The organism is Dyadobacter sp. HNCC25DJ183, from assembly GCF_056895175.1.
The window spans coordinates 392,367-415,177 of record NZ_JBXHAP010000003.1 but is presented as its reverse complement, the minus strand read 5'-3'; the positions used below and the strand labels follow the sequence as shown (position 1 = coordinate 415,177).

Genomic DNA, 22,811 nt, shown 5'->3' with positions numbered 1-22,811 from the left:
AACCTGAATAATCATGAGCTTATCAAAGTACAATGAGAAAAGGAAGTTTGACGAAACGCCCGAACCAAAAGGCGGCAAGGCGAAGTCGGACGAACTCATTTTTGTGATCCAGAAACATGACGCTTCCCGCCTGCATTACGATTTCAGACTCGAAATGGACGGGGTTTTGAAAAGCTGGGCGGTACCAAAGGGGCCCTCCACTGATCCCTCGGTAAAGCGGCTGGCAATGATGGTTGAGGATCACCCTTACGATTACAAGGACTTTGAAGGGATTATCCCGGAAGGAAATTACGGTGCAGGTACCGTGATGGTCTGGGACTTTGGTACGTATGAGCCTCTTGAAAAAGCGGAGTCTAAAAAAGACATGGAGAAAATGCTCCTGAAAGAACTGAACTCTGGCTCTTTGAAAATCAGGTTAAAGGGCAAAAAGCTGAATGGTGAATTTGCATTGGTCAAAACCCACATGGAAGAGAATTCGTGGCTGCTGATCAAGCACCGCGACAAATTTGCCAGTGAAGAAGATATAACAAAAAAAGACCGCTCAGTGATTTCACGAAAAACACTGAAAGGAATAGAAGAAAATCCGGATCACGAAGTGTACGGAGAGCCTGAGGAAGACAAAAAGAAAAAGAGCGCCAAGCCGGCTAAAAGCACGGCCGGTGCCAATGAGGTGCTTGAAGAGCAGGCAGACGGACCTTCTAAAACTGAGGCTAAAAAAAAAACAGCGGACATCTTAAAAAAAGCCCCAAAAGCGCCATTTCCTGAAACACTGATCCCCATGCTCGCGACACTTGTGGACGAGCCTTTTGACGATCCCGGCTGGGAATACGAAGTTAAATGGGACGGATACCGCGCAGTGGCTTACCTTAATAAAGGAGAAGTCGAGATCAAATCGAGGAATAAAAAGTCCTTCAATGAGAAATTCTATCCTGTTTACGATGCACTCAAATCGTGGAAGCTGAATGCGGTACTTGATGGGGAAATTGTGGTGATCAAAGAAAATGGGCAGTCGGATTTCAATGCGCTGCAAAACTGGCGCAGCGAAGCCGACGGGCAGTTGGTATACTATGTTTTTGATATTCTCTGGCTGGACGGCAAGGATCTTACCGGACTGCCGCTTTCGGATAGAAAAGCCATTTTACAAAACATAATAGACGACGATAGTCCTGCCAAGCTGGGTTACAGCATTGCAGCTGAGGGAGCTGCATTCTTCGAGGCAGCCAAAGGAATGGGATTGGAAGGTATTATTGCCAAAAGATCGGACAGCACCTACATTCCGGGAGTGAGAACGAAGGATTGGCTAAAAATAAAGATCAACAAGCGGCAGGAAGTAATCGTGGCGGGGTATACGCAAAACGCGGGTACATCCAAACCTTTCAGCTCGCTGCTGCTGGGAGCTTACGAGAATGGCGTTTTGCAATATGTGGGCAAAGTGGGGACCGGCTTTAAAGACAAGCAGCAGCGTGAAATGCTCGCGATGTTCAAACCGCTGATCATCAAAGAAAGCCCTTTTGAACAAACACCGGACTATAACAAACCATCGCGTTTCCGTCCTAACCCGCCGAAAGCAGATGCAACCTGGCTTAAACCGGAGCTTGTTTGTGAAGTGAGCTTTGCGGAAATCACTTCTGACGGCGTGTTCAGACATCCTTCTTTTGAGGGAATGCGGGAAGACAAAGCCGCCAAAGATGTGGTGAGAGAAGTGCAGCAACCTACCGAGGCAATTGTTGCAGAAAAGGAGAAACCCGAACAGAAAGAGCCAGAGGCGCCTGAGGTGATCAAAGCGCCTGCAAAAGCGGAACGAAAATCACTTTTAAACCCGAAGGATGAAACACAGGTAAGGAAGGTCAACGGGCAGGAGATCAAGTTCTCGAACTTGGGCAAGGTTTTCTGGCCTGAGGAAAAGTTTACAAAACGCGACCTGATCAATTACTACTACCAGATTGCGCCATTCATCATCCCATACCTTGAAAACCGCCCGCTTTCGCTGAACCGCTTTCCGAACGGGATCAATGGGAAAAGCTTTTACCAGAAAGATGTGACCGGCAAAGTACCTGAATGGATCGAGACTTTCCCCTACGAATCAGAGGGTGAAAAGAAGAATTTTATGCTGTGTAACAATGAGGCTGCTTTGCTTTATACAGTTAATCTGGGGTGCATTGATGTGAATCCCTGGAACAGTACCACCGCAGCACCTGATAACCCCGACTGGTGCCTGCTCGATCTCGACCCTGATACTACCAACACTTTTGAACAGGTTATTCTGACTGCCCAAACCATCAAACAGCTGCTTGATTCCATTCAGGTCGAGAGCTATTGCAAGACTTCCGGCTCCACCGGACTGCACATTTACATTCCCCTGGCCGCAAAATACAACTACGATCAATGCCAGATGTTTGCACAATGGGTAGCGAGCCAGGTTCAGCAGGAACTGCCGAAATTCACGAGCATTGAGCGGATGACGAAAAACAGGAAAGGCAAATTGTACATTGATTACCTGCAAAACAGGCCGAAGGCTACATTGGCGGCGCCGTACTCAGTGAGGCCGAAGCCAGGTGCGACGGTATCTATGCCGTTGCATTGGGATGAGGTAAAGGAAGGATTGCAACTGCGTGATTTTACAATTAAGAATGCAGTGGAAAGAGCCCGCAGCGAAGGTGATTTGTTCAAGCCTGTTTTAGGAAAAGGGATAGACCTGGAAGCAGTAATCTCGAAGATAGAAACGGCTGGTGAGCTTAGTTAGCGGGAACTGTGCAATGAATTTTGCCTTGCCAAAACCGATGGTTAACTGGATCTTGCCTGTTACTCAACAAACTTTGTAAAGAAGTGTCTCAACTATTTTGTTTGTGACAGCTTAATGAAGTGGGTAACACACACACTATGATTTAAACCTATACACACACTTACTTTTACTCTCCCACTCCTCCAATCCATCATTCCATTTACGCCTGATCCTTACAATTTTAAAATAGAAGAAGTGATCAGGCGAGCGATTCAGCAGCTTGCAGGAATATCACCCGCTCATAATATTCCGGGTCATACTTAACCAGCACCTGTCCTCCCCGTCTGATCTTATCGTATTTGGAATAGCACAGCACTTCCGTCATCTCTGCGACGAAATCTTCCCCTTGTTCCGGTTTGATTTTAACTTTCACCTGAAACTCGGGCTGGTTATTCAGGTACTCACCCGTCGGGGTAATGTTGAGTACGGTTGCATTTGCCTCTACTCCTTCTTTCAATATCCTCCTCTTTCTCTCCTCTCTGATCCGCTTTCTGATCGATGAATAGCCCCAGTAAGCGATCATGCAAATCAGTATAATTGTTGCTCCGAATTCTCTGTTAGTGATTTCCACAGCTGCTTTTTTTATTAGTTGGGACCAAATTAAAGGGTGAACTCACACGATTGAAACATTTCATTTAGTGAACGGCTAATGTTGTTAGCGAGTGGTCACAATACGCCGCCAAAAACATTTGCTCCCCACATCTTTTTTGAGATATTGAGGAGCAATTGCGGCATTTTGACCAGCTAAGCACGATCACGAATTTTCGTTTTCAGACTCTTTCAGGCGGTTCTCGGAAGTTTTCGCCGGCGGAAGTAAATTGTAGTCCAGCCAATAGTGGCAAATGGTTTCGATCAGGAAGCGCAATTCTTCAAACTCCACCGGTTTGATCATAAAAGAACTCGCCCCCGCTTCATAGCACTTCTGGATATCTACATCCGAGGAACTATGGGTCAGGATTATTACCGGGATTGTAGACCAGCGGGTTACATGATTATCCGGCGTTTTTCTCAGCAATCTCAATAGATCATAGCCGTCGATATTGGGCATTTTTAAATCAAGGATGATCAGGCCAGGCCGCCTTCCTGCATATTCCGGAGACGACTGCAATATCATAAACTGATAAAGCTCATTCGCACCCTGAAAAAATCTTACGTGATAGTTTGGCAGAAATTCCTTAAAAATAGTGCGTACCAATAAGCGATGATCGGCTGAATCGTCAACTAGATAGACTTCTTTTTTCTCCATAAATCTGGTTCAGGTTTTACTGCTCTGATGAATTAGCACCGTGTAGAGTGCAAAAATTGTACCAGGCACATACTAAATTGAGCTACCGGTACAACTGTGTACGAAGTACCTGAATCGCCGGTTTTGTAACATGGGGAATGCGGGAAACCGGTGACATTGGTCAACAAAAAACCCGCACGCTTTTCAGGTGCGGGTCCATTTGAATCAGGAACTACAAACGGTAGCTTCGCTCGTTCTTAAATCTGGCATACAGTGCAATTCCAATAGCTGTTACAGCAGCTGCTGCGCTGATCGTCAGAAATACTTCAACGGGGTTAGAGCCTTCCTTCGGCAGGGAAACAACTCCCTGACTATCGGTAATGGCAGGCGACATCACGTATCGTCCTTTCTTCGGCACGGCTTGCTCCTGAAAATAGTAAGCAAGTTCCAGCAACTCCTGCTGCATTTCCTTCCCGTTCATCGGTTTTCCGTGCCCGGTTGCAACTACTTCTGGTAACAGGGAGGCGAGCATCTCCACAGAGCTCTCGGCTTCCAGCCAGTTACAGGTGAAATACTTGGGCGGACCAGAAATGATTTTGCTTTGTGTCATTACCGAGAAGGCCGACTCTGCGGCGGTGGTAACAAATGCGTCGCCGGCAATGAGCACTTTGTCTTTTTCACGCCAGAAGCTGACGTGACCCGGCGAATGGCCCGGTGTATGCATGTATTTCCATTCCGGCAACCCTGGCACATCGTGGCCTATTCCCGGAAATGCTTCCACTCTGTCGATCACATCGGCAGAATGCTTTGGGTAAAACTCTGAAAAGTATGACATCAGTCCGCCGCCGACAGAAGGATCTGGTGGCGGGTATGCTGATTTACCCTGCAAATAAGGGAGTTCGAGATAATGCGCGTAAACAGGCACGTCCCATTCCTCGGCCAGTTTCTTCAACGACCCGGTATGATCGAAATGTCCGTGCGTGAGCAAAATAGCACTCGGCCGCGCATTTTCGCCGAACAGGTCGCCGACCATTTTTTTGATCTTCCCATAACCTGTCTTTAAGCCCGCATCAATCAGTACCCATGAATTATCTGCATCATTTCTGATCACATATACATTGGTAAAAATATCCGTGAGTCCCCAAACCCCTTCCGCTACCTGGAAGTATGATTTATCTTTTTGAATCTCATTTTGTTCCATATCAAGCAGAGTTAAGTCCAAAATTTGCCTTCCTACATTTAAAATCATGCCTGAACAGGACCTGCGGCTTCCAGTACCTTCACGCCCGCGCCAACAACGGAAGCCTTATACGATAGATGTGTACGTTCGTGCCGATCATGCATCAATGCCGCATCTGCGTCCTCTGCCCACTGCATTTCGGCTGAATCGAGCAGAATGGTCCATTGTGGCTTATCCTCGGGGAATGTCCAGGTGACGGTATTATCAGACAGGTTGAATATACACGCGAGCTGCACCTGCTGGTCGGCGCTCAAACGAATGAGCACAAATGCCTGCGGGCCAAGCAGGTGAACACGCACATCATTTTTGTTGAAGTTTCTTATTGCAGGGTGCGTTTGCCGGAGTTTGATCAAAGTGGAATGCCAGTCGCGCAATACCCGGTACTTGCCCGTGTTTCGCTTCTCCCACTGAATCTTGGACCTTTTAAAAGTATCCTCTTCCTGCGGATTAGGCGGCTGCTGGTCCCAGCCAAATTCAGCAAATTCGCTGGCCCTGCCTTCCACAACTTTCTCGATCAAATCCTCTTCGGTGTGGCTCACAAAATAGAAAAATGGGGTGTCTTCTCCATACTCTTCACCCATGAACAACATGGGCACGTAAGGCGAAAGCATAATGGCGGCAGCCGCGAGCTTTTGTCTCTCGAAATCCACCAGTACACTAAGCCGCTCCCCTCCAACGCGGTTTCCCACCTGATCGTGATTGAGGTTGAATACGACAAAACTGTCACCGGGAAGTCCCACCGAAGAAGCGCCGTGCCTACGCTTGCGGAATTTTACATACTCGCCGCTATGCACAAATCCATCCGTGAATGCTTTTGCTACCTGTTCTACTTTTCCAAAGTCTGTATAACGATCAGCCCCTGCCGGGTCCAGCATGACGTAAAATGCGTGGTGAAAATCATCGAGCCACTGGGCATCGAACCCATATCCCCCATACTCGGCGCTTTTTACCACTTTCGGACTGTTCAGATCACTTTCAGCGATCATATGAAAAGTGCGCCCATTGCGCTGCCTGGCCTGTTTTAGTTTCTGCTCCACCAGCTCCCAGAAATGTACCGCGCCTTTATCGTAGATAGTATGTATCGCATCAAGGCGGAGACCATCGAGGTGATATTCTTCATACCAGAATGGAACCAGATCAGAAAAGTAATTCCGTACTCCATCCGACCACTCTCCGTCCATATTGATAGCCTTTCCCCAGGGTGTCACATAGCATTCGGTGAAATAGGGACCGAACTCGTGCAGATAGTTACCTTCCGGGCCGAGGTGGTTAAAAACGACGTCGAGGATCACGGCAATCCCATTCTCGTGTGCCGCATTGACGAAGTGCTTCAATCCGTCGGGACCGCCGTAGCCGCTGTGTACCGCGTATGGGTAAGTGCCATCATAACCCCAGTTACGATTTCCCGGAAACTCCGAAACAGGCATTAGCTCAATCGCATTAATGCCGCTTGCCGCAAGTTCCCGGAGCTTTTCAGCAGCGGCTTCAAATGTCCCCTCGGCGGTGAATGTTCCGATATGAAGCTCGTAGATAATCAGCTCATCAAATGCCCGACCCTTCCAGGAAAGGTCACTCCATTGAAAATATTGATGATCGACAATGGCCGACGGACCATGCACGCCCTCCGGCTGGAACTGGGACGCAGGATCAGGGAAAGCGGTCTCGCCTTCCGGTAGAAACTTGTATTTAGTTCCGTTTGGAACCCTGTTCAGATGCAATTCGTAATACCCCTCACCCACCGGCTGCATATCATGGAATTCTTCATTTGAGCCAAAAAGTTGCAGGCGCATCCGCTTTCTTTCTGGCGCCCATACTCTGAATTGAACTCCGGTTTCTGTGTACCAAGCGCCGGCTCTTTTCATATATAAGGTGATTTTTTCGATTGATTTTGTAATAAAGTAAGTCCGGATTGCTTAAAAATTGTGCCATCCGAATTGTAGTAAATATGTGTAACCCTAATGCACATACTAATGCAAAGCGGCACCAAAACCAGGCAGGCGCGATTTTTGAGTGCTCGCGGGAAATCAAAACATTGATAAACACCACTACATATGATTACGGAGCAAACAAGAACCGAGACATTGAATCAAACCAAATACCTGTGGTGGCAGCACGGGGTTATCTATCAAATCTATCCGCGTTCTTTTCAGGACTCTAATGGCGACGGTGTAGGTGATTTAAAAGGAATTACAAGCCGGCTCGATTACCTGCAATGGCTGGGCGTGGACTGTATCTGGCTCTCACCGATATATCCTTCACCAATGGCCGACTTCGGTTATGACATTTCTGATTACCGCGGCATTCACCCGCTTTTCGGTACCATGGAGGATTTCGACGAGCTGCTGCACGAGACACACAGCCGTGGCATGAAACTGCTGCTTGACCTGGTCCCAAACCATACTTCTGACCAACACCCCTGGTTCCTGGAAAGCCGCTCTTCAAAAGATAACCCGAAGCGCGACTGGTATATCTGGCACGACGGAGGCGAAAACGGCGCATTGCCTAATAACTGGCTGAGCGTTTTCGGAGGTCATGCCTGGGAATGGGACGAACAAACCCAACAATACTATTACCACGCATTTCTGAAAGAACAGCCTGATTTGAACTGGCGAAATCCGGAAGTACAACAGGCGATGCTGGACGTGATGCGATTCTGGCTGGACAAAGGAATCGACGGTTTCCGTGTGGATGTTATGTGGCATATGATCAAGGACGAACAGCTGCGGGACAATCCGCCTTCGCCCGATTCCATCTATAATGCAGATGATCTGATTTATGACCATTACAATCCGGTATACTCAACTGACCAACCGGAGGTACACGATATTGTAAGAATGATGCGCGAGCTGACCGACCAGTATGACGACCGTGTTCTGATCGGGGAAATATATCTGCCAATCCAGAAACTGGTTACCTATTATGGTTTGGACAACAAAGGCGCACATCTGCCTTTCAACTTTCAGCTTCTGACCTTGCCGTGGGATTCAGCCAGGATTGCCGCTGCTATTGACGAATATGAAGGTGCATTACCGGTTCAGGGCTGGCCAAACTGGGTTTTGAGTAATCACGACAAGCCACGGATTTCAAGCCGCATTGGCCGGTCGCAAGCTAAAATTGCTGCATTAATGCTGCTGACCTTGCGCGGTACTCCTACTATTTATTATGGAGATGAGATCGGAATGCGCGACGTGGCGATTCCTATCAACGAGATTGTAGACCCGCAGGGACTGAACATGCCGGACCTCAATGTAAGCCGCGATCCATCCCGTACGCCAATGCAATGGAGCAGCGAGATCAACAGCGGTTTTTCACAAAACAAACCCTGGCTCAGACTGCCCTACAACTCAGGAAGGGTGAATGTGGAAACTCAAAAGAGCAACCCATATTCCATGCTGGCTTTTTACAGAAAGCTGATCGCGCTGCGAAAAGAATCCGCTGCATTGAATATCGGTGCTTATAGTCCGGTTTATTCTGACCAGCAGCTGGTTTCCTACACCAGGGAGTTTGGGGACGAGAAATTCCTGATCATTCTTAACCTCAGCCACCGGCCTTGCTACTTCAAGCCGCGCAACAATACCAGCTATAAGGGTACGATCGTACTTGGAACTGAAACCGAGCGTGTGGGAATGCAGGTGGAAGATATCATCACCCTCGCCGGTGACGAAGGTCTGCTGATCAGGCTGTCTTGATTTTCAAATTATATCTTTTTAAATATATGCCTTCACAAATAGTTAATGAATGTGGCAAAGCACTGGCAGCTCAGAACCTGTCAGTGGCTTTCGCCGAAAGTGCAACCGCGGGGAGGTTAGCCGCAGAGTTCTCCCTGTGCGCCGAGTCGGGTACCATATTAAAAGGTGGACTTGTATGTTACGATGCACTTTTGAAACAGACCATCCTGCATGTTCCCGCTGATATGATCCAAAAGTTCACGCCGGAAAGTGCGGAAGTGACCAAGGAACTCGCAAATCGGCTGCAATCGTTTATTCCTGCTGACATTCACATTGGTGTCACAGGATTAACATGTCCAGGAGGAAGCGAAACGCCCGAAAAACCGGTTGGTACCATGTTTGTCCACGCCTATTTCAAAGATAAGTCGGTAGCTGCAAGGGAAGTTTTTAAGGGAAGCCCGGAAGAGATTATGCTGCAATGCATTGATATGGTAGCCAAATTGATCCTGCAGGAAATACCACGTTCACAACCCGAAGAGAAAGCGGCCTAAACGCATTGACCATGAAGATCGGCGATAAATTATTGAAGCAGCTGAACAAGAAGTATCCGCCTGCGACTATGGTTAACCAAAAGTTCGGCCGGTACGATATCGCTTTTAAGACCGACGATTACGGCAATCCTGTGATGCTGTTTATCGGAAGTCTTGACGCGGAAGGCCGCATTAAAGGCGACAGGTTTTCCAGAGTGATGGTGAAAGATCAGTCAGGTAAGCTTACCAAGGATCACTGGGATAACAAGGGTAAAGCTTAAATGGCGAGTTGAAATTTGGTTACCAGCTAAAAAGCAAGAAAGCCGGCTAAATGCCGGCTTTTCTCGTTCCTATTTGTTGATGAAGTATAATGTCAATGAAGCACCTTCTCGGCGTCACGCAGTCTTTTCACTGTATCGTGACCGCTTTTCAAAGTTGATTTTTGTCTTGTAACGATAGCGTGTAATTCTGGTGTGAGTGTGTCTGATTTCAATGCTGCCTCATAAGCTTTTTGCGCAGCATCTTCGCCAAATTCTGAATTTTCAAGTGCGGTTTGTCTGTCTTTGCTGCTGAACACTGCTTTGACATCCATCCACGCCCTATATATCTTTCCTGAAAGCATGGTACCGGTTGCAGGTTCTCCACCAAGTGAATTCACTTCGGTTGTAAGTTCTGCAACGTGCTGTCTGCTATGCTCTGCCAGATTGCTGAATAATGTTTTCAGATCTGCATCAGAAGCATTTGTTTCGTCTGATGCCTTTTTATATCCTTCAATGCGATCGTTGTTGATCAGAATCAAGTCGTTTAGTACCTCTACAATTTCTGAATTTTGTGCCATGACAATTTTCATGTTTAGTTGTGCTTATAGGAGGCGAAACAATCATTCCATAGCCATAAAGCTGCTCAAAAGAACATTTCAAAGCTTGTTTGTGGAGCTTTTTGCGCCGTATATATGCAAAGGGTGTTACCAATTTGTACAGGCATTTATTGAGCACTCAGCTTACGGCGTACTTTACTCAGGAATTCCGGTGAAAAGCCCAGGTAAGAGGCGATATAATGCTGGGCAACACGTTGGGGAATGGTGGGGTAACGGTTAAGGAAATCCAGGTACTTTTCTACCGCGCTGGTGGATATGGTCCTGAAAAGCCGCTCCTGCGTTTGCGCCAGGTTGCGCTGTACCATCAATCTGAACATTCGTTCGAAGCCTGGCACGCTGGCCAGCAGCTTTTCCTTGTTCTCAGGGGTTAAAAGCAGCACCTCACAATCTTCCAGCGTTTCTATATACATGTGGCTGGGCGTCTGGTTCTGGAAGCTGGTAATATCACTTACCCACCAGTCTTCAATCGCAAATTGCAGCGTTACTTCCGCGCCGGTACTGTCTATGTAGTAAGTCCGGATGCAGCCTTTCAGGATAAATGCTTCAAACTGGCAAACTTCACCTTCCAGCAACAGAAAAGTTTTCTTCGCGAATTTCTTATGTTGAAGAAGTGAGTCAAACAGTTCAAGATCTCCGGGTGAAAACTGCATGCACCGTAATGCATATTGGTTGATTTGTTCAAACATATTTCTGATGATCCATTTGGCGGCAAGATATTATATTATGCCCTTTAAATACGAAAAACCCGGCTTTTACATCAAAAGCCGGGTTTTCAGTTATAAAATAAGAATATTACTCAGGATAAAACATGTTCGTTGGCCAGCTTGAATTCCCCAGCCAGGATCGTGTGCGGTCTGCCGGGATAAACCATGAAAGTCACGAACGCATTGAGCCTCTCCAACACTGCGATACTCTCTTTTACCCTCGAAACAGGAACGTGGGGATCGGGGTCGCCGGTGGAAATGAAGACGGGAGTACCTGCAAAATCACCCTGATAATTGTCTTCCATGAGCTCCTCTCCTACCAGTCCGCCAGTCAGCGCGATGACACCGCCGTACCTTTTTGCATTCCGCGCCACATATTCCAGACTCAGACAAGCACCCTGTGAAAAGCCGGCGAAGTAAATGTTTTCCGGACTGATCCCATTGCTCTCGATCATAGCCACTACACCCGCAATTGTTTCCAAAGCAGAATCCAGTGCAGGCTGGTTTTGCGATACAGGCGCCATAAAACTGTAAGGATACCAGCTGTTATTAGTAGCCTGCGGTGCGAAAATCGCCATATCGTCCAGTTTCAGCTGGCGCCTGAGCGAGATAATGTTCTCGGCTGAGCCGCCCCGGCCGTGCAGCATGATAATTGCTTTTTTCGCTTCTGAAACGGGCACCCCGTCCGTCACGACGTCCATTTGATGCGTGTACATATCAGTTAAGTTTTGGAAGAACAGCTTCAATTTTAGCTCTTCTTGGTTCATATTGTGGCGGAAGCATTAAGCCTGTGCCTAGTTCTGCAACGGTTTCGTCGGTTGCAAATCCCGGATTGTCACTTGCGATCTCGAATAATACCCCACCCGGCTCACGGAAGTAAAGTGAATAGAAGTAATTTCTGTCGATCTTATCCGTGATCTGATGACCGGCTTCCATTACTTTTTTCCGGAACTCCATTAAGATATCATCGTTTGCAACCCTGAACGCAACGTGGTGCACCGATCCTCCGGCCACGTGCCCCGCTCTTTCGCCGGGCACTTCTACCAGGTCAACAAGCGCCGCATTCTCAACCGCATCGGTGATAAACCGGTATCTGTTTACACTTTGTTCAAGCAAACGGTACCCGAAAATGTCAGTCAGGATTTTGGCCGTTTCTTCAATTTTATTGCTCGTAATCGTGATATGGTGAAAACCGCGGGTTGCATGCTCGCCAGTTACCTCATTGGTTTCCCAAGGTTTTCTAAGATCCGCTTTCGCAGGAACTGTCAGTTCAAATTTCAAACCGTCAGGATCGAGGAAGGTAAGATACTGCTCGCCGAATTTCTCCGAAACCTTGTTGTAAGTAACCCCATTCGCTTCAAACCTTTTCAACCAGAAATCGAGGCTCCCTTCGGGAACAGCATATCCGATTTCAGTCACCTGCCGCGTACCTCTTCTTCCGGCAGGGATCTGACTTCCCCAGGGGAAAAATGTCAGGATTGTTCCGGGCGTACCATTCTCGTCGCCATAGTAAAAGTGGTAAGTATTAGGATCATCGAAATTGACCGTTTTTTTAACCATTCTCAATCCCAGTATACGGGTGTAAAAATCGTAGTTCTTTTTAGCATCACTTGCAATGGCCGTAATGTGATGTATCCCGTTGATTGTATTTTCCATTTGCTTCGTTGTTTAAATCCGTTTTTGATTTTGATGATACAAAGCTACCGTATGGAGGCAGGTCAAAACATTGAACTAGGACAAGAAAAACAATTCTACATTTTTCGAACAAAATCATAAACTATTTATAACACGCTGAAAACTAATTCATTTCCGCTATTTCAGCCATTTCCCCCGCTTAATAATTAAGGTCGCACCTGCTGATTTCTCCATTCCAACTTTGATATATTAGTCAAGGTTCACGCTCAATCCAGGTCAGATTACGCTTGTCTTCATGCTGTTTCCGGCATTCAGGCATGCTGTGTCTTGTGCGGGGATTTAAGTGTGGATTTTATTCGGTTTTCAATCAATCACCTTACTAAATCATTCGTCTATGAAGAAAATTTTACAACTAGTTACATCAATTATCATTCTACATGGCGCTACAACAAGCCTTGCACAGGTTGTAGTAAGTTTTCCCGCCGACCGGGCTGTCTTCCAGAGGAGCAATGCAAATGAAGCCAGCGTATATATCGGAGGGTATCTTACAAAACCTTTTCAGCAGATTGAAGCGCGGTTCATTCCCTGGATCGCCGGTGAAGGCGAGGCGGCCCCTGCGGGTGGCGGGTGGACATTGATTGATAATACCATCGAAGCAGGTCACTTTTACGGTTCGATGACTGTGAAAGGCGGCTGGTACCGCCTTGAAGTGCGCGCTGTAAAAGCAGGCATTGAGCCTGTAATAACTACCGTGCAGCACGTGGGAGTTGGTGAAGTGTTCGTTGTTGCCGGACAATCCAATGCCACCGGTGGCGACTCCAATCCAAACGGGCCGGGCGCTGCGCACGATCAGGTCAATAGCGTGGATTATCAGAATGTGAATGGAGGAACCATTACGCCCTACCCCTCGCTGGAACTGCCTTGTCCCGAGTTTGTACAGCTGGGCGCCAATGTAAAAACGGCCCCGTTCGGTAACTATGCCTGGTGCTGGGGTTCCTTTGGAGATAAGATCTACGAGAAATTCAGGGTACCTGTGATGATCTTCAATGGAGGCTGGTCCAGTACCGGCGTAGAAAACTGGAAGCAATCCATTAATGCGAATACTGAGCCGGTCAGCGCATTCGGCTATACCTTTCCGGCTGGTATGCCTTTCGGTCACCTGCGCATTGCATTGAACTACTACATCGCGCAGCTGGGCGTACGTGCGGTACTCTGGCATCAGGGCGAAACAGACAATTACCTCGAACAGCCCGGTGACAATACTTACAGCCGCTACATCTCGAATCTCTGGGAGGTAATCAGCGCCAGCCGCTCGCTGACAGGTAAAAACAATCTGGCATGGATCGTTGCGCGCGCTTCAAGGTTTACTGTGGAAGGCGCCAGCAGGGTTTCTACGAATGTGATCAATGCACAAAATGAACTGATCAATAACAATGGAACTTACCCGCACGTGTATCCCGGACCAGAAACAGACCCCTATTATGATATCAACTACCGCGGCGACCAGATCCATTTCAGGGGCGATGGCGTAACCATGTCACCCGACGGACAAGTATACTCCGGGCTGATCCATCTCGCAGGATTCTGGTCTGACAAGATAACCCCGGAATTTCTGAATCAGTCAGAACCCTATACTGCTTTGCCGCCCCCTGCGGTAGCAGCTGCTTACGCATTCGGGAGCTCTCAGATCACATTCACCGGGCCAGCTATTCAGGCAGGCTCGCAATATCAGTGGTTCAGCACCTGCAATCAGATTGAAAATACCACCCAGCAATGGACAGTCGGAGCGGGAATTTACCGCCTGAAAATTGTCGATAGCAACCGGAATACAATCTTGTCTCCGGAGCTTTCCGTTATGGGTTCCTCACTGCCCGTTACCTGGAAGAGCTTCACCGCAAAATCAAACAAAAACGGACGGGTAATGGTTGAATGGGCTACTTCGGCAGAGGTTAGTGCATCGCATTTTGAAGTGGAACGGAGCACGAATGCTGCTTCTTTTGAGGTCATCAAATCCGTAGCCGCCGCAGGTAATACCCGGAACACAACAGCGTATCAGTTTGAAGATGAATTTCTGCTGCCCGGCATTTACTATTACAGGGTGAAACAAGTGGATGAAAACGGCGATTTTGCGCATACCCGCGTAGTTCCTGTTCATATCGACGGGTCAGAAACAGTCAGTGCATTCCCCAATCCTGTTGCTGATCAGCTCAATGTCAAGTCTCAGCTTGTACTAGGCAATGTGGAGCTGATTGATGCGAATGGAAGGTCCGTTTACAAATCTGTGACAAACAGCAGGAGCCTGGAAGTGGATATGCGGAAAATGCCGCGCGGCATTTATACCCTTGTCGTGGGATCAAAAAGCATTAAGCTGGTAAGGTAGACTTTCGCGCCCTTTTGGCGGATTGTTTAGCAGCAATCCGCCACATTGGCACATTTCAGCTGCTGGCCATTTTTTTGACCGTGTTGAGAAAAAGCTAAACTCAGCAGCTATGGACACTTTTTCAACTATGATTATCAGCGCGGTGGATCAGATCAAGAACGCCGTTGTCAAAATAGATACCTATAAAACAACTAATGGTAAGCTGCGGGCCGCGGGCTCGGGTTCTGGCTTCATATTTTCTTCCGACGGTTTTATTTTTACCAACAGCCACGTGGTTGAAGGCGCGGAGAAGATCATGGTAAGTCTTCTGAATGAGAACGAAATCGAGGCTACGCTCATCGGGAAAGACCCGGACACGGATCTGGCTATACTGAAAATTTACACGGAAGGTTACTCGGTAGCAAAACTGGGTGATGCAAGCCAGTTACAGATCGGCCAGTTCGTGATTGCGATCGGAAATCCCTATGGTTACCAGCATACCGTTACCACAGGCGTGGTCAGCGCATTGGGACGTACTTTGCAGACACAATCGGGCAGGATGGTTGACAATGTGATCCAATCCGACGCCGCATTGAATCCGGGTAACTCGGGTGGACCGATGATCAACACAGACGGTGAAGTTGTAGGTGTAAACACTGCCGTAATCCAGGGTGCTCAGGGACTAAGCTTTTCTGTTGACATTAATACGGCAAAGGAAATTGCACGCCAGCTTATCCGCGACGGAAAGGTATTCAAGGCATATCTGGGGTTACAATTACAGGATGTGCCTGTGAATGAGAAAATCAGGCAGCACTACAAGCTTCCCAATAAGAGCGGCATTTTCGTCACCCGCATTGAAGAAAATACCCCGGCCTCCCGTTCCCAACTTCTGGAAGGTGACATTATTGTTTCTTTCAATGACAAGCCTGTAAATAATTCAAATGAACTTTTCAGGGCGCTGACGCATCGTGACATTTTGAATGTAACCAACATTTCTGTTCTGCGACACACAGAACTGCTCCACTTTATCATCGTCCCCACTGAGAAGAAGGCCTAACCTGCCTGCACTGTATCTTGAAAAGGTAACTCGATCAATTTGATACCGAGGATCTTTTCAAGCTTACAGATGGTATCAAGCGTCATATTTTCAGATCCGCGAACCAGCTTGTTCACATACTGCGGCGAGCATTGCATTTCTTTTGCAAGATCCTTCTGGCTCATTTTGCGCGCTCTCAACGTACGCAAAATCGCCAGACTGATCTTAAAAGATACATCTATCCAAGCAGCATAAAATCAACCTTTAAGTTTATTTTTTAAATGAATTAACTTTCTATTGTTTAGACGTTGGCTCCGGAAATTGGTAACAGGCTGAAAGGAAATAAAAACAAGAGATACAGCAGGAAGCTGGCTTACAATGAAAAAAAGCAACTATTCACATCCGGGCAAAACATTCATAAACAGCTTGTTAATGCATTTTTTAAGGTAACCGGGAATGAAAAGGGTTGTTTGTTGTGTTGAAGTTGCAAGTCACCAACAACAACGTTACCGATCAGTTATGAATTGGATTGCAATCAATAGTGAAGAAGAAGTTCAGAAAATACACCAGTCAGGCGAATATTCCATTATTTACAAGCACAGCCCCAGATGCATGACAAGCCTGATGGCGTATCGCCAGCTGAAAATGGATGTCAGCGCTTCCCCTGAGATTTCCACTCCTATCTATATCGTGGACGTGATCAGCAACCGGAAGGAATCGATGGCTATTGCCGACAGTTTCCGCGTTCAGCACCAATCGCCGCAGATCCTTGTCGTTAAAAATGGAGAATGCATTTACGATGCGTCTCATGAAGCAGTTTCGCTACGCGATACACTTGCACATATAAGTTAATAAGCTGGAAGTGAGCATTTCAAAAACTCACTTCCATTTTTTTGAAAATTTTAGATGGATTATTTCCATTTCAATGGATTTATTCCATAAATTTGAAGTGTTATTTACGTCAACGAACATGGAAAAAAAGCTGCATTACCTGATTGTATCAGAGGAGATGGTCTGGCTTTGGTATTATGACCAGCTGGGCGGCAAGCATATCAAAGAACTGCTTGCCAGGGACGCAATGGATTTTGTAAAAAATCTGACGGGCACACAGCCCGTCGCAGAACCCGCTCCTGATTTTCCGCTCACGGGCTTGTTGGCATTAAGATAACAACCAGGCAAACACCTGGCTGTCAAACGTATTTCCTAACACTTCATCTATAACAAACGCAAAAGAGCAGCTTCGTGCTGCTCTTTTTGTATGCGGTAAAAATCAGGTAGCCAGCGGTGGTCCCGACGGAATAAACACCTTTTCCCGCTTGTACTTAAACTTGTACTTTTTAGCAGTGAATTTAGCAGTCATGTACTCACCCATATAAATGGAGCCGGTCATCACATCGTCTTTCACAGTGCCCGAAAACAAAAACGTGATCGCATCGGCAGGCTGCCTGTCGGTACTGCGCATTTTAAATTCATTTCCTTCAACCGTCCCCTGCAGCTCACGCACGCTGAACTCGCCTTTGTGCGAACCATTGAGCCAGTTACCATCCTGTTCAATGATCAGCGAATGCTTGCTTTTGCTTGAAAAGAATTCAATTTCTGCGTCCCAGTGGCCTTTGAGCGAAACGGAGGCTGCTGCCATTTCCGTTTTAGGTGCAGAGCGTTTTTGAGATAAAACCTCTACAAGACGGTCTGCTACTACCTTTTCATCTCCCGGCTGCATTTGGCCGGTTGTAATGGTTACATAAGTCTCATCATTCCTGGTACCGCCGCCCAGCGCTATCCTCGGCTTGGTGCGACCGAAAAGCTCTGCAACTTCCTCTCCCGTGATCTTCAACTTCGCAGCATCCCAGGTGACCCGAAGCACAGGTGTTCTGTTCGAAAGATCTTTCGGCTCAATCACAGTTGTTTTCACTGAATCGACTGCGGATACCTTCTTTGAAATGCTATCCAGCCACGACAGCCACCGCTTCCATTCACCTGCATGGTCCCTTTTGGTCCAGGCTTCCACGGCGGCAATCATTCCCATTGTTTCTTCGCGACCCACTTTGTTATCCCTTCCCGGACCGTGGTGCGGGGCGCTCGCCTGCCAGGCCGACATCAGTAAATCTTTTCTTCCTAATACAAGTCCGGCGCACTGCGGGCCGCACAAAGCTTTTCCACCACTGTAAACCACCACATCGGCGCCCATCTTCAAATGCACATTTGGGATAGTAAGATCCTCAGCAGCTGCATCAATCAGTATCGGAATGTTCTTGGGTTTGGCAATTTTGGAGATCGCTTCCAGAGAAACCGGCCCGCTCATTGATTCCGGGCAAGCCATTAAATAAATCAACGCAGTCCGGGGATTGATCGCATTCGAAAGCTCCTCGATCGTGTCGATAGTAACCAGCTGCACACCCACATTGCGCAATGCATGGTCGTAAACGTTCCGCGAATATCTCGGAACGATCACTTCTGTTTTTTCAAAACCCGATAAGTCGGGTATCCTCACCAGCTTTTCAGGGTTACCTCCTGTCACGCAGGCTACCGTTACGTGTTTAAGCCCGGCTGCACAACCCGAGGATACAAGCCCCCATTCTGCGCCGGTCAGTTCAGAGAGTCGCTTTCCTGCGGCAAATGCCAGTTCATCGTACTGCACAAAAACCTGCGCAGCTGCGTCCATTGCAGCCCGCACTTCCGGCCGCTCCACTGAGCCGCCTATGATGGTGAATGTTCCGCGGCAATTTATAATCGGCTCCACACCGATGGACTGGTAAATCTGTTTGCCGGCAGCAGCGTCGTTGAGGGCATTTGCTGCCGGCTGCTCCTGTCGGGAAGGCAGCATTACGCCGCCCGCAAGTGGCAGCATCGACAAATCTTTAAGAGCATCTCTTCTTTTCATTATAATCCGGTAAGCGTTCAGGAAATATTTAACTATTTATATTTTGCAATCAGGAGAAAGAGCAACACGGGCTTATCGTTATGCAAACGTCTGCCAAATATAATAATCCTTTTCGGGTAGGTTAACGAATAAGTTGAAACCCTTCATGAAATCTAAAAAAAGCCCTGATATTTCATAACCGCGGTGTGACGTATAGCTAATTATTTTAAACTAGTTCTACGTGGTATTACAACTATGCTCACTTATATTTGTAAGAACGAAAAGAAAGACGCCTTGCCTCCTAAGCTTTACCTGTATCAACTCTGGGCCAGACTTTCCGGAGAGCCAAGTAAATTCCCTCTGAATGCACGCATATTCCATTCCGTATGCCTGATTTCGATCTTCGCTCTTACTTACAACATTCCATTTAACTATTTTATCGGCCTGCCGGAAGTGGCGCTCACAAGCCTCGTGGTGCTTTTGCTGGCTTTTGGCCTTTACTACCTCTCGCGGTTCAAAAACCAGGCACCTGCTACCATCCTTGCCACAAACGTGATCGGGCTGATCCTGTTTACAATCAATTACTTCCTGAATGCAGGTATTAATGGGCCTACTGACCTTTTTTTTCTGCTTTTCCTTTTGCTCAGCATTGCGATCAGTCCGCGCAGCGAGTACAAGTTCTGGATACCTGTCAATGTAGGCGTTTTCGTATTGCTATGCATTTTTGAATATTCTGTTCCGCGATCTGTTCCTGATACTTACGATAGCAGGTTTGCCAAGTTTGTCGATCATATGTCGGCCTACGTGGTTGTAGCAGCGATCGCCTATTTCTGCATTCACTATATCCGCCGGAGCTATGAGCGGGAAAAGCTCGTCACTGTTGAAAAATCAAAAGCAATTGAGGCCCAAAACGAGCAGATTACCGCACAGAACCAGGAGCTGGAACGGATCAATGCCGAAAAGAACAAACTGATGTCGATCGTGGCGCACGATCTTCGCTCACCGCTGGGCAGCATTCAGAACTTCCTCGAACTGCTCACCCAGCATGAACTGGAAGAAAGTCAAAAGCTGGCAATTGAGAATGACCTGCTTAATGCGACCAAAAACACCCTCGCTATGCTGAGCAAACTGCTGGACTGGTCGAAATCGCAGCTCTACGGCGTTTCTGCAAGGTTGGAAAAAATTAAGTTGGCCACATTACTGGAACCAACCCTCCGCCTCGAAAAAGATATAGCTGCTACAAAAGGGATCACGCTCGACTACTACATTGATCCCAAAACCATCGTTTGCGCAGACGGTGATATGATGCAGATCATTGTGCGCAATATCACCGGCAACGCGATCAAATTCACCCAAACCGGCGGCACCATTACCATCAGCTCCGAAGTGAGGGAGGACAATTGCATTATCAAGGTCCAGGACGATGGAATAGGGATGTCTGCTGAAAAGAGCGAAAGCATATTTTCACTGAATGTACAATCCACTTACGGCACCAAAAACGAAAAGGGCGTGGGACTTGGACTGCTGCTTTGTGTAGATTTCATCAAGGCACAGCAGGGACAAATCTGGTTTGAAAGCGAGCCCGGCGCAGGTACCTGTTTCTTTATCAGTATCCCGTTAGCCAATGGAATCGCTGTCACAACTCCTCACACAGCCTGAGCCAGGGGCCGATTTCATCATTACATATCTGTTCATTTGATTACTTTTGATCAAAATTTGATCAAATGACAATTCAGGAAAGAAAAAAGAAAATCCTGGCGGAGGTGTATGAAGCCGGCAGCTTGTCGGTGTTTGAACTGGCCGATAAAATGGCCGCTTCGCCGGCTACCATCCGGCGCGACTTACACGAAATCACCGAACAGGGTTTGCTGGTGAGGACGCACGGTGGGGCGATGAAGCCCGACAATGCAGTGATCACGGGTTTTTCCGACAAGAAAGTACAGCGGCATGAAGATAAAGAGCGCATTGCACAGGAAGCAGCTACACTGGTCAATGACGGGGACACCATATTCATGGATTGCGGCAGTACAGTGTTCCAGATGTGCACGCATTTGAAAAAGAAAGCCAACATTCACGTAATTACCAATTCACTGCCGGTACTTGCCGAGCTGATCGACGTACCATCTATCCGCATTAACCTGATCGGTGGCGAACTGGATAAAAAGCGCAGAGCAGTACACGGGCAAAAGGCAATCGAGCATATACACGGTTACCATGCTGCCAAATGCTTCATCGGTGTAGACGGTATCTCTGCTGAAAATGGCCTGACCGCCCACAGCGAGCACGAATCAGGCGTCACCTCAGCTTACCTGCAAAATGCATCGCAGGCTATTTTGCTATGTGATTCATCCAAAATCGGTCGGGATAGCTACATTAAATTCGCAAAGCTATCCGCCATTTCGTGCCTGATTACTGACGGCGGGATTGAAGAACAAACTAAGAAAGCGCTTAAAGCAAATGGAGTTGCGCAGCTTATCGTGGTATAATGCAGCCAGCGACAGGTTTTTTACTAAACCAAAACTCTCCGTAGAATCTGCACAAGGTCGTCAAAGCTGTGCGGCTTGGTGATAAAATCAACTGCACCCAGTTTCTTGGCCTGCTGGATCGTGTTTTGATTGGAAGAAGTTGACAGAATAATGACGGGGATATCTTTTAGATCCTGCTGCTTTTTGAGCTGTGTAAGAAACTCCTGCCCGTTCATCAACGGCATATTGAGGTCAAGAAAGATGATATCCGTGTCCAGCTCGTTTTTTTGCAGCTTTTCAAATGCCTGAACAGCATTACTGAATGCCACACACTTTACCGAGTCTGCGGCATTTTCGAGTGCACTCAGGAATATTTCCTGATCATCTTCATCATCATCGATCAGAAGAATGTTTTGATAGAGCATTTAAAAGGGGCCGGATAAATCTGAATGCAAATTAACAATATTGAAAATGAATGCAATGGGCAAAAGCAGGTTCCTGCAAATCTTGCACCCGATTTATCCGGAAAAATGAAGCTGCTCTTATCTGATGTTCTCGTACTTTCCCTGGTTCAGGTCGCCCGTCTCAAAACCTTTCTTGAACCAGTACATCCGCTGCTCAGAGGTACCGTGGGTAAATGCATCGGGCACCACATAACCCTGCGATTCCTTTTGCAGCTTATCGTCACCAATCGCATTTGCCGCTTTCAATGCCGATTCAAGATCACCAGGTTCGAGGATATTGCTCATTTCCTGCGCGTGATTGGCCCAGACACCTGCAAGAAAGTCCGCCTGTAATTCGAGCTTAACTGAAAGTTTGTTGTACTCGGCTTCGCTGATCCGGCCTCGCTGCTGTTGCAGCTGCTCAGATATTCCCATTAAATTCTGCACGTGATGCCCCACTTCATGCGCGACTACATAGGCTACTGCAAAATCTCCCGGTGCTTTAAAGCGCGTTCTCAGCTCGTCGCAAAAGGACAGATCGATGTACACTTTGTGGTCGGCAGGACAGTAAAACGGCCCCATTGCAGACGACGCGCTGCCGCAGCCGCTTTGCGTTGCATTTTCAAAGATCTGTAGACGCGGCTTTTCATACTGACCGTCGTTTTCAGCATATATATTGCTCCACACATCTTCGGTACTTTTTAATACGGCCGAAACCATATCGGCGGTACGGTCGTCAGGACGCGGGCCTGGCGGGCGGGTTTGTACCTGCTCTGCACTCTCGTTACCTTGAAGGTTACCGAGGATCACGCTGGGATCCTGACCGGTCAAAAGGCCGATTGCGAGCACAATAATGGCGCCGATGCCGCCGATAGCTACTTTGCCGCCTCCTGACATACCGCGGCGGTCTTCAACATTGCTACTTCTTCCTAAATCCTGCCAACGCATTTTGTGTAAAGTTTAGATTAGTGTAAGGTTTTTAGAAGA

General features: G+C 47.5%; 22 protein-coding genes. 10 read left to right on the top strand and 12 right to left on the bottom strand.

Going from position 1 to position 22,811, the window contains the following annotated elements:
* The first annotated feature begins 13 nt into the window (after window positions 1-13).
* The gene (ligD, locus tag AC1XTG_RS09200) at window positions 14-2,743 is read left to right on the top strand and encodes a DNA ligase D (RefSeq protein ID WP_484841747.1); all 2,730 of its coding nucleotides are present in this window, start codon (window positions 14-16) and stop codon (window positions 2,741-2,743) included.
* A gap of 238 nt (window positions 2,744-2,981) precedes the next feature.
* On the opposite strand, the gene AC1XTG_RS09195 is transcribed toward ligD, so the two are convergent.
* From AC1XTG_RS09195 to treZ, 4 genes are all read right to left on the bottom strand, one after another.
* Window positions 2,982-3,353, bottom strand: a complete 372-nt coding sequence (locus AC1XTG_RS09195; RefSeq protein WP_484841746.1) for a hypothetical protein — start codon at window positions 3,351-3,353, stop codon at window positions 2,982-2,984.
* A 183-nt stretch (window positions 3,354-3,536) separates the two neighbouring features.
* The gene (locus tag AC1XTG_RS09190) at window positions 3,537-4,028 is read right to left on the bottom strand and encodes a response regulator (protein WP_484841745.1); all 492 of its coding nucleotides are present in this window, start codon (window positions 4,026-4,028) and stop codon (window positions 3,537-3,539) included.
* Between the two features lie 211 nt (window positions 4,029-4,239).
* The gene (locus tag AC1XTG_RS09185) at window positions 4,240-5,208 is read right to left on the bottom strand and encodes an MBL fold metallo-hydrolase (protein ID WP_484841744.1); all 969 of its coding nucleotides are present in this window, start codon (window positions 5,206-5,208) and stop codon (window positions 4,240-4,242) included.
* Window positions 5,209-5,252: 44 nt separating this feature from the next.
* The gene (gene treZ, locus AC1XTG_RS09180) at window positions 5,253-7,109 is read right to left on the bottom strand and encodes a malto-oligosyltrehalose trehalohydrolase (RefSeq protein ID WP_484841743.1); all 1,857 of its coding nucleotides are present in this window, start codon (window positions 7,107-7,109) and stop codon (window positions 5,253-5,255) included.
* Between the two features lie 189 nt (window positions 7,110-7,298).
* Between treZ and AC1XTG_RS09175 the strand changes: the two genes are divergently transcribed.
* Genes AC1XTG_RS09175 through AC1XTG_RS09165 form a run of 3 tightly spaced genes read left to right on the top strand, consistent with a single transcriptional unit; the run spans window position 7,299 to window position 9,726 of the window.
* Window positions 7,299-8,936 (top strand): alpha-amylase family glycosyl hydrolase, encoded by a 1,638-nt coding sequence (locus tag AC1XTG_RS09175; RefSeq protein ID WP_056289461.1) that lies wholly within the window; start codon window positions 7,299-7,301, stop codon window positions 8,934-8,936.
* 26 nt (window positions 8,937-8,962) lie between these two features.
* A complete protein-coding gene (locus AC1XTG_RS09170) occupies window positions 8,963-9,466 on the top strand; it encodes a CinA family protein (protein ID WP_484841742.1) in 504 nt (167 codons plus the stop codon).
* Window positions 9,467-9,477: 11 nt separating this feature from the next.
* The gene (locus AC1XTG_RS09165) at window positions 9,478-9,726 is read left to right on the top strand and encodes a hypothetical protein (RefSeq protein WP_484841741.1); all 249 of its coding nucleotides are present in this window, start codon (window positions 9,478-9,480) and stop codon (window positions 9,724-9,726) included.
* A gap of 92 nt (window positions 9,727-9,818) precedes the next feature.
* Here AC1XTG_RS09165 and AC1XTG_RS09160 read toward each other — a convergent pair whose 3' ends face one another.
* From AC1XTG_RS09160 to AC1XTG_RS09145, 4 genes are all read right to left on the bottom strand, one after another.
* Window positions 9,819-10,283, bottom strand: a complete 465-nt coding sequence (locus AC1XTG_RS09160) for a ferritin-like domain-containing protein (RefSeq protein ID WP_484841740.1) — start codon at window positions 10,281-10,283, stop codon at window positions 9,819-9,821.
* Window positions 10,284-10,429: 146 nt separating this feature from the next.
* Window positions 10,430-11,008, bottom strand: coding sequence for a Crp/Fnr family transcriptional regulator (locus AC1XTG_RS09155; protein WP_056289469.1), 579 nt, complete (start codon window positions 11,006-11,008; stop codon window positions 10,430-10,432).
* A gap of 110 nt (window positions 11,009-11,118) precedes the next feature.
* Window positions 11,119-11,742 carry an alpha/beta hydrolase gene (locus tag AC1XTG_RS09150; RefSeq protein ID WP_056289471.1) on the bottom strand — a complete coding sequence of 208 codons (624 nt, stop codon included), beginning with the start codon at window positions 11,740-11,742 and terminating at the stop codon, window positions 11,119-11,121.
* Between the two features lies 1 nt (window position 11,743).
* Complete coding sequence (locus tag AC1XTG_RS09145) at window positions 11,744-12,682, bottom strand: ring-cleaving dioxygenase (protein ID WP_056289474.1); 939 nt, start codon at window positions 12,680-12,682, stop codon at window positions 11,744-11,746.
* 373 nt (window positions 12,683-13,055) lie between these two features.
* On the opposite strand from AC1XTG_RS09145, the gene AC1XTG_RS09140 reads away from it, so the two are divergent.
* Window positions 13,056-15,041 (top strand): T9SS type A sorting domain-containing protein, encoded by a 1,986-nt coding sequence (locus AC1XTG_RS09140; RefSeq protein WP_484841739.1) that lies wholly within the window; start codon window positions 13,056-13,058, stop codon window positions 15,039-15,041.
* A 109-nt stretch (window positions 15,042-15,150) separates the two neighbouring features.
* Entirely contained in the window at window positions 15,151-16,077 is a 927-nt protein-coding gene (locus tag AC1XTG_RS09135; RefSeq protein ID WP_056289478.1) for a S1C family serine protease, read from the top strand.
* Here AC1XTG_RS09135 and AC1XTG_RS09130 read toward each other — a convergent pair.
* On the bottom strand, window positions 16,074-16,256 hold the full coding sequence (locus AC1XTG_RS09130; RefSeq protein WP_484841963.1) for a helix-turn-helix transcriptional regulator: 183 nt from the start codon (window positions 16,254-16,256) through the stop codon (window positions 16,074-16,076). The genes AC1XTG_RS09135 and AC1XTG_RS09130 overlap by 4 nt on opposite strands.
* 319 nt (window positions 16,257-16,575) lie before the next feature.
* Here AC1XTG_RS09130 and ytxJ point away from each other — a divergent pair, with 319 nt between their 5' ends.
* The gene (gene ytxJ, locus AC1XTG_RS09125) at window positions 16,576-16,908 is read left to right on the top strand and encodes a bacillithiol system redox-active protein YtxJ (RefSeq protein WP_056289495.1); all 333 of its coding nucleotides are present in this window, start codon (window positions 16,576-16,578) and stop codon (window positions 16,906-16,908) included.
* A 118-nt stretch (window positions 16,909-17,026) separates the two neighbouring features.
* Complete coding sequence (locus AC1XTG_RS09120) at window positions 17,027-17,224, top strand: hypothetical protein (protein ID WP_484841738.1); 198 nt, start codon at window positions 17,027-17,029, stop codon at window positions 17,222-17,224.
* 102 nt (window positions 17,225-17,326) lie between these two features.
* Here the strand turns inward: AC1XTG_RS09120 and AC1XTG_RS09115 are convergent, their stop codons facing one another.
* Window positions 17,327-18,937 carry an aminotransferase class V-fold PLP-dependent enzyme gene (locus tag AC1XTG_RS09115; protein ID WP_484841737.1) on the bottom strand — a complete coding sequence of 537 codons (1,611 nt, stop codon included), beginning with the start codon at window positions 18,935-18,937 and terminating at the stop codon, window positions 17,327-17,329.
* 234 nt (window positions 18,938-19,171) lie between these two features.
* Between AC1XTG_RS09115 and AC1XTG_RS09110 the strand changes: the two genes are divergently transcribed.
* Both AC1XTG_RS09110 and AC1XTG_RS09105 read left to right on the top strand, forming a co-directional pair.
* Window positions 19,172-20,575: a sensor histidine kinase gene (locus AC1XTG_RS09110; protein WP_484841736.1), complete on the top strand. Its 1,404-nt coding sequence runs from the start codon at window positions 19,172-19,174 to the stop codon at window positions 20,573-20,575.
* A 65-nt stretch (window positions 20,576-20,640) separates the two neighbouring features.
* A complete protein-coding gene (locus AC1XTG_RS09105; RefSeq protein ID WP_484841735.1) occupies window positions 20,641-21,402 on the top strand; it encodes a DeoR/GlpR family DNA-binding transcription regulator in 762 nt (253 codons plus the stop codon).
* A gap of 23 nt (window positions 21,403-21,425) precedes the next feature.
* Here the strand turns inward: AC1XTG_RS09105 and AC1XTG_RS09100 are convergent, their stop codons facing one another.
* Together AC1XTG_RS09100 and ypfJ are read right to left on the bottom strand one after the other, a co-directional pair.
* A complete protein-coding gene (locus AC1XTG_RS09100) occupies window positions 21,426-21,806 on the bottom strand; it encodes a response regulator (RefSeq protein ID WP_056289511.1) in 381 nt (126 codons plus the stop codon).
* Window positions 21,807-21,923: 117 nt separating this feature from the next.
* The gene (gene ypfJ, locus AC1XTG_RS09095) at window positions 21,924-22,772 is read right to left on the bottom strand and encodes a KPN_02809 family neutral zinc metallopeptidase (protein WP_056289514.1); all 849 of its coding nucleotides are present in this window, start codon (window positions 22,770-22,772) and stop codon (window positions 21,924-21,926) included.
* Window positions 22,773-22,811 lie beyond the last annotated feature (39 nt).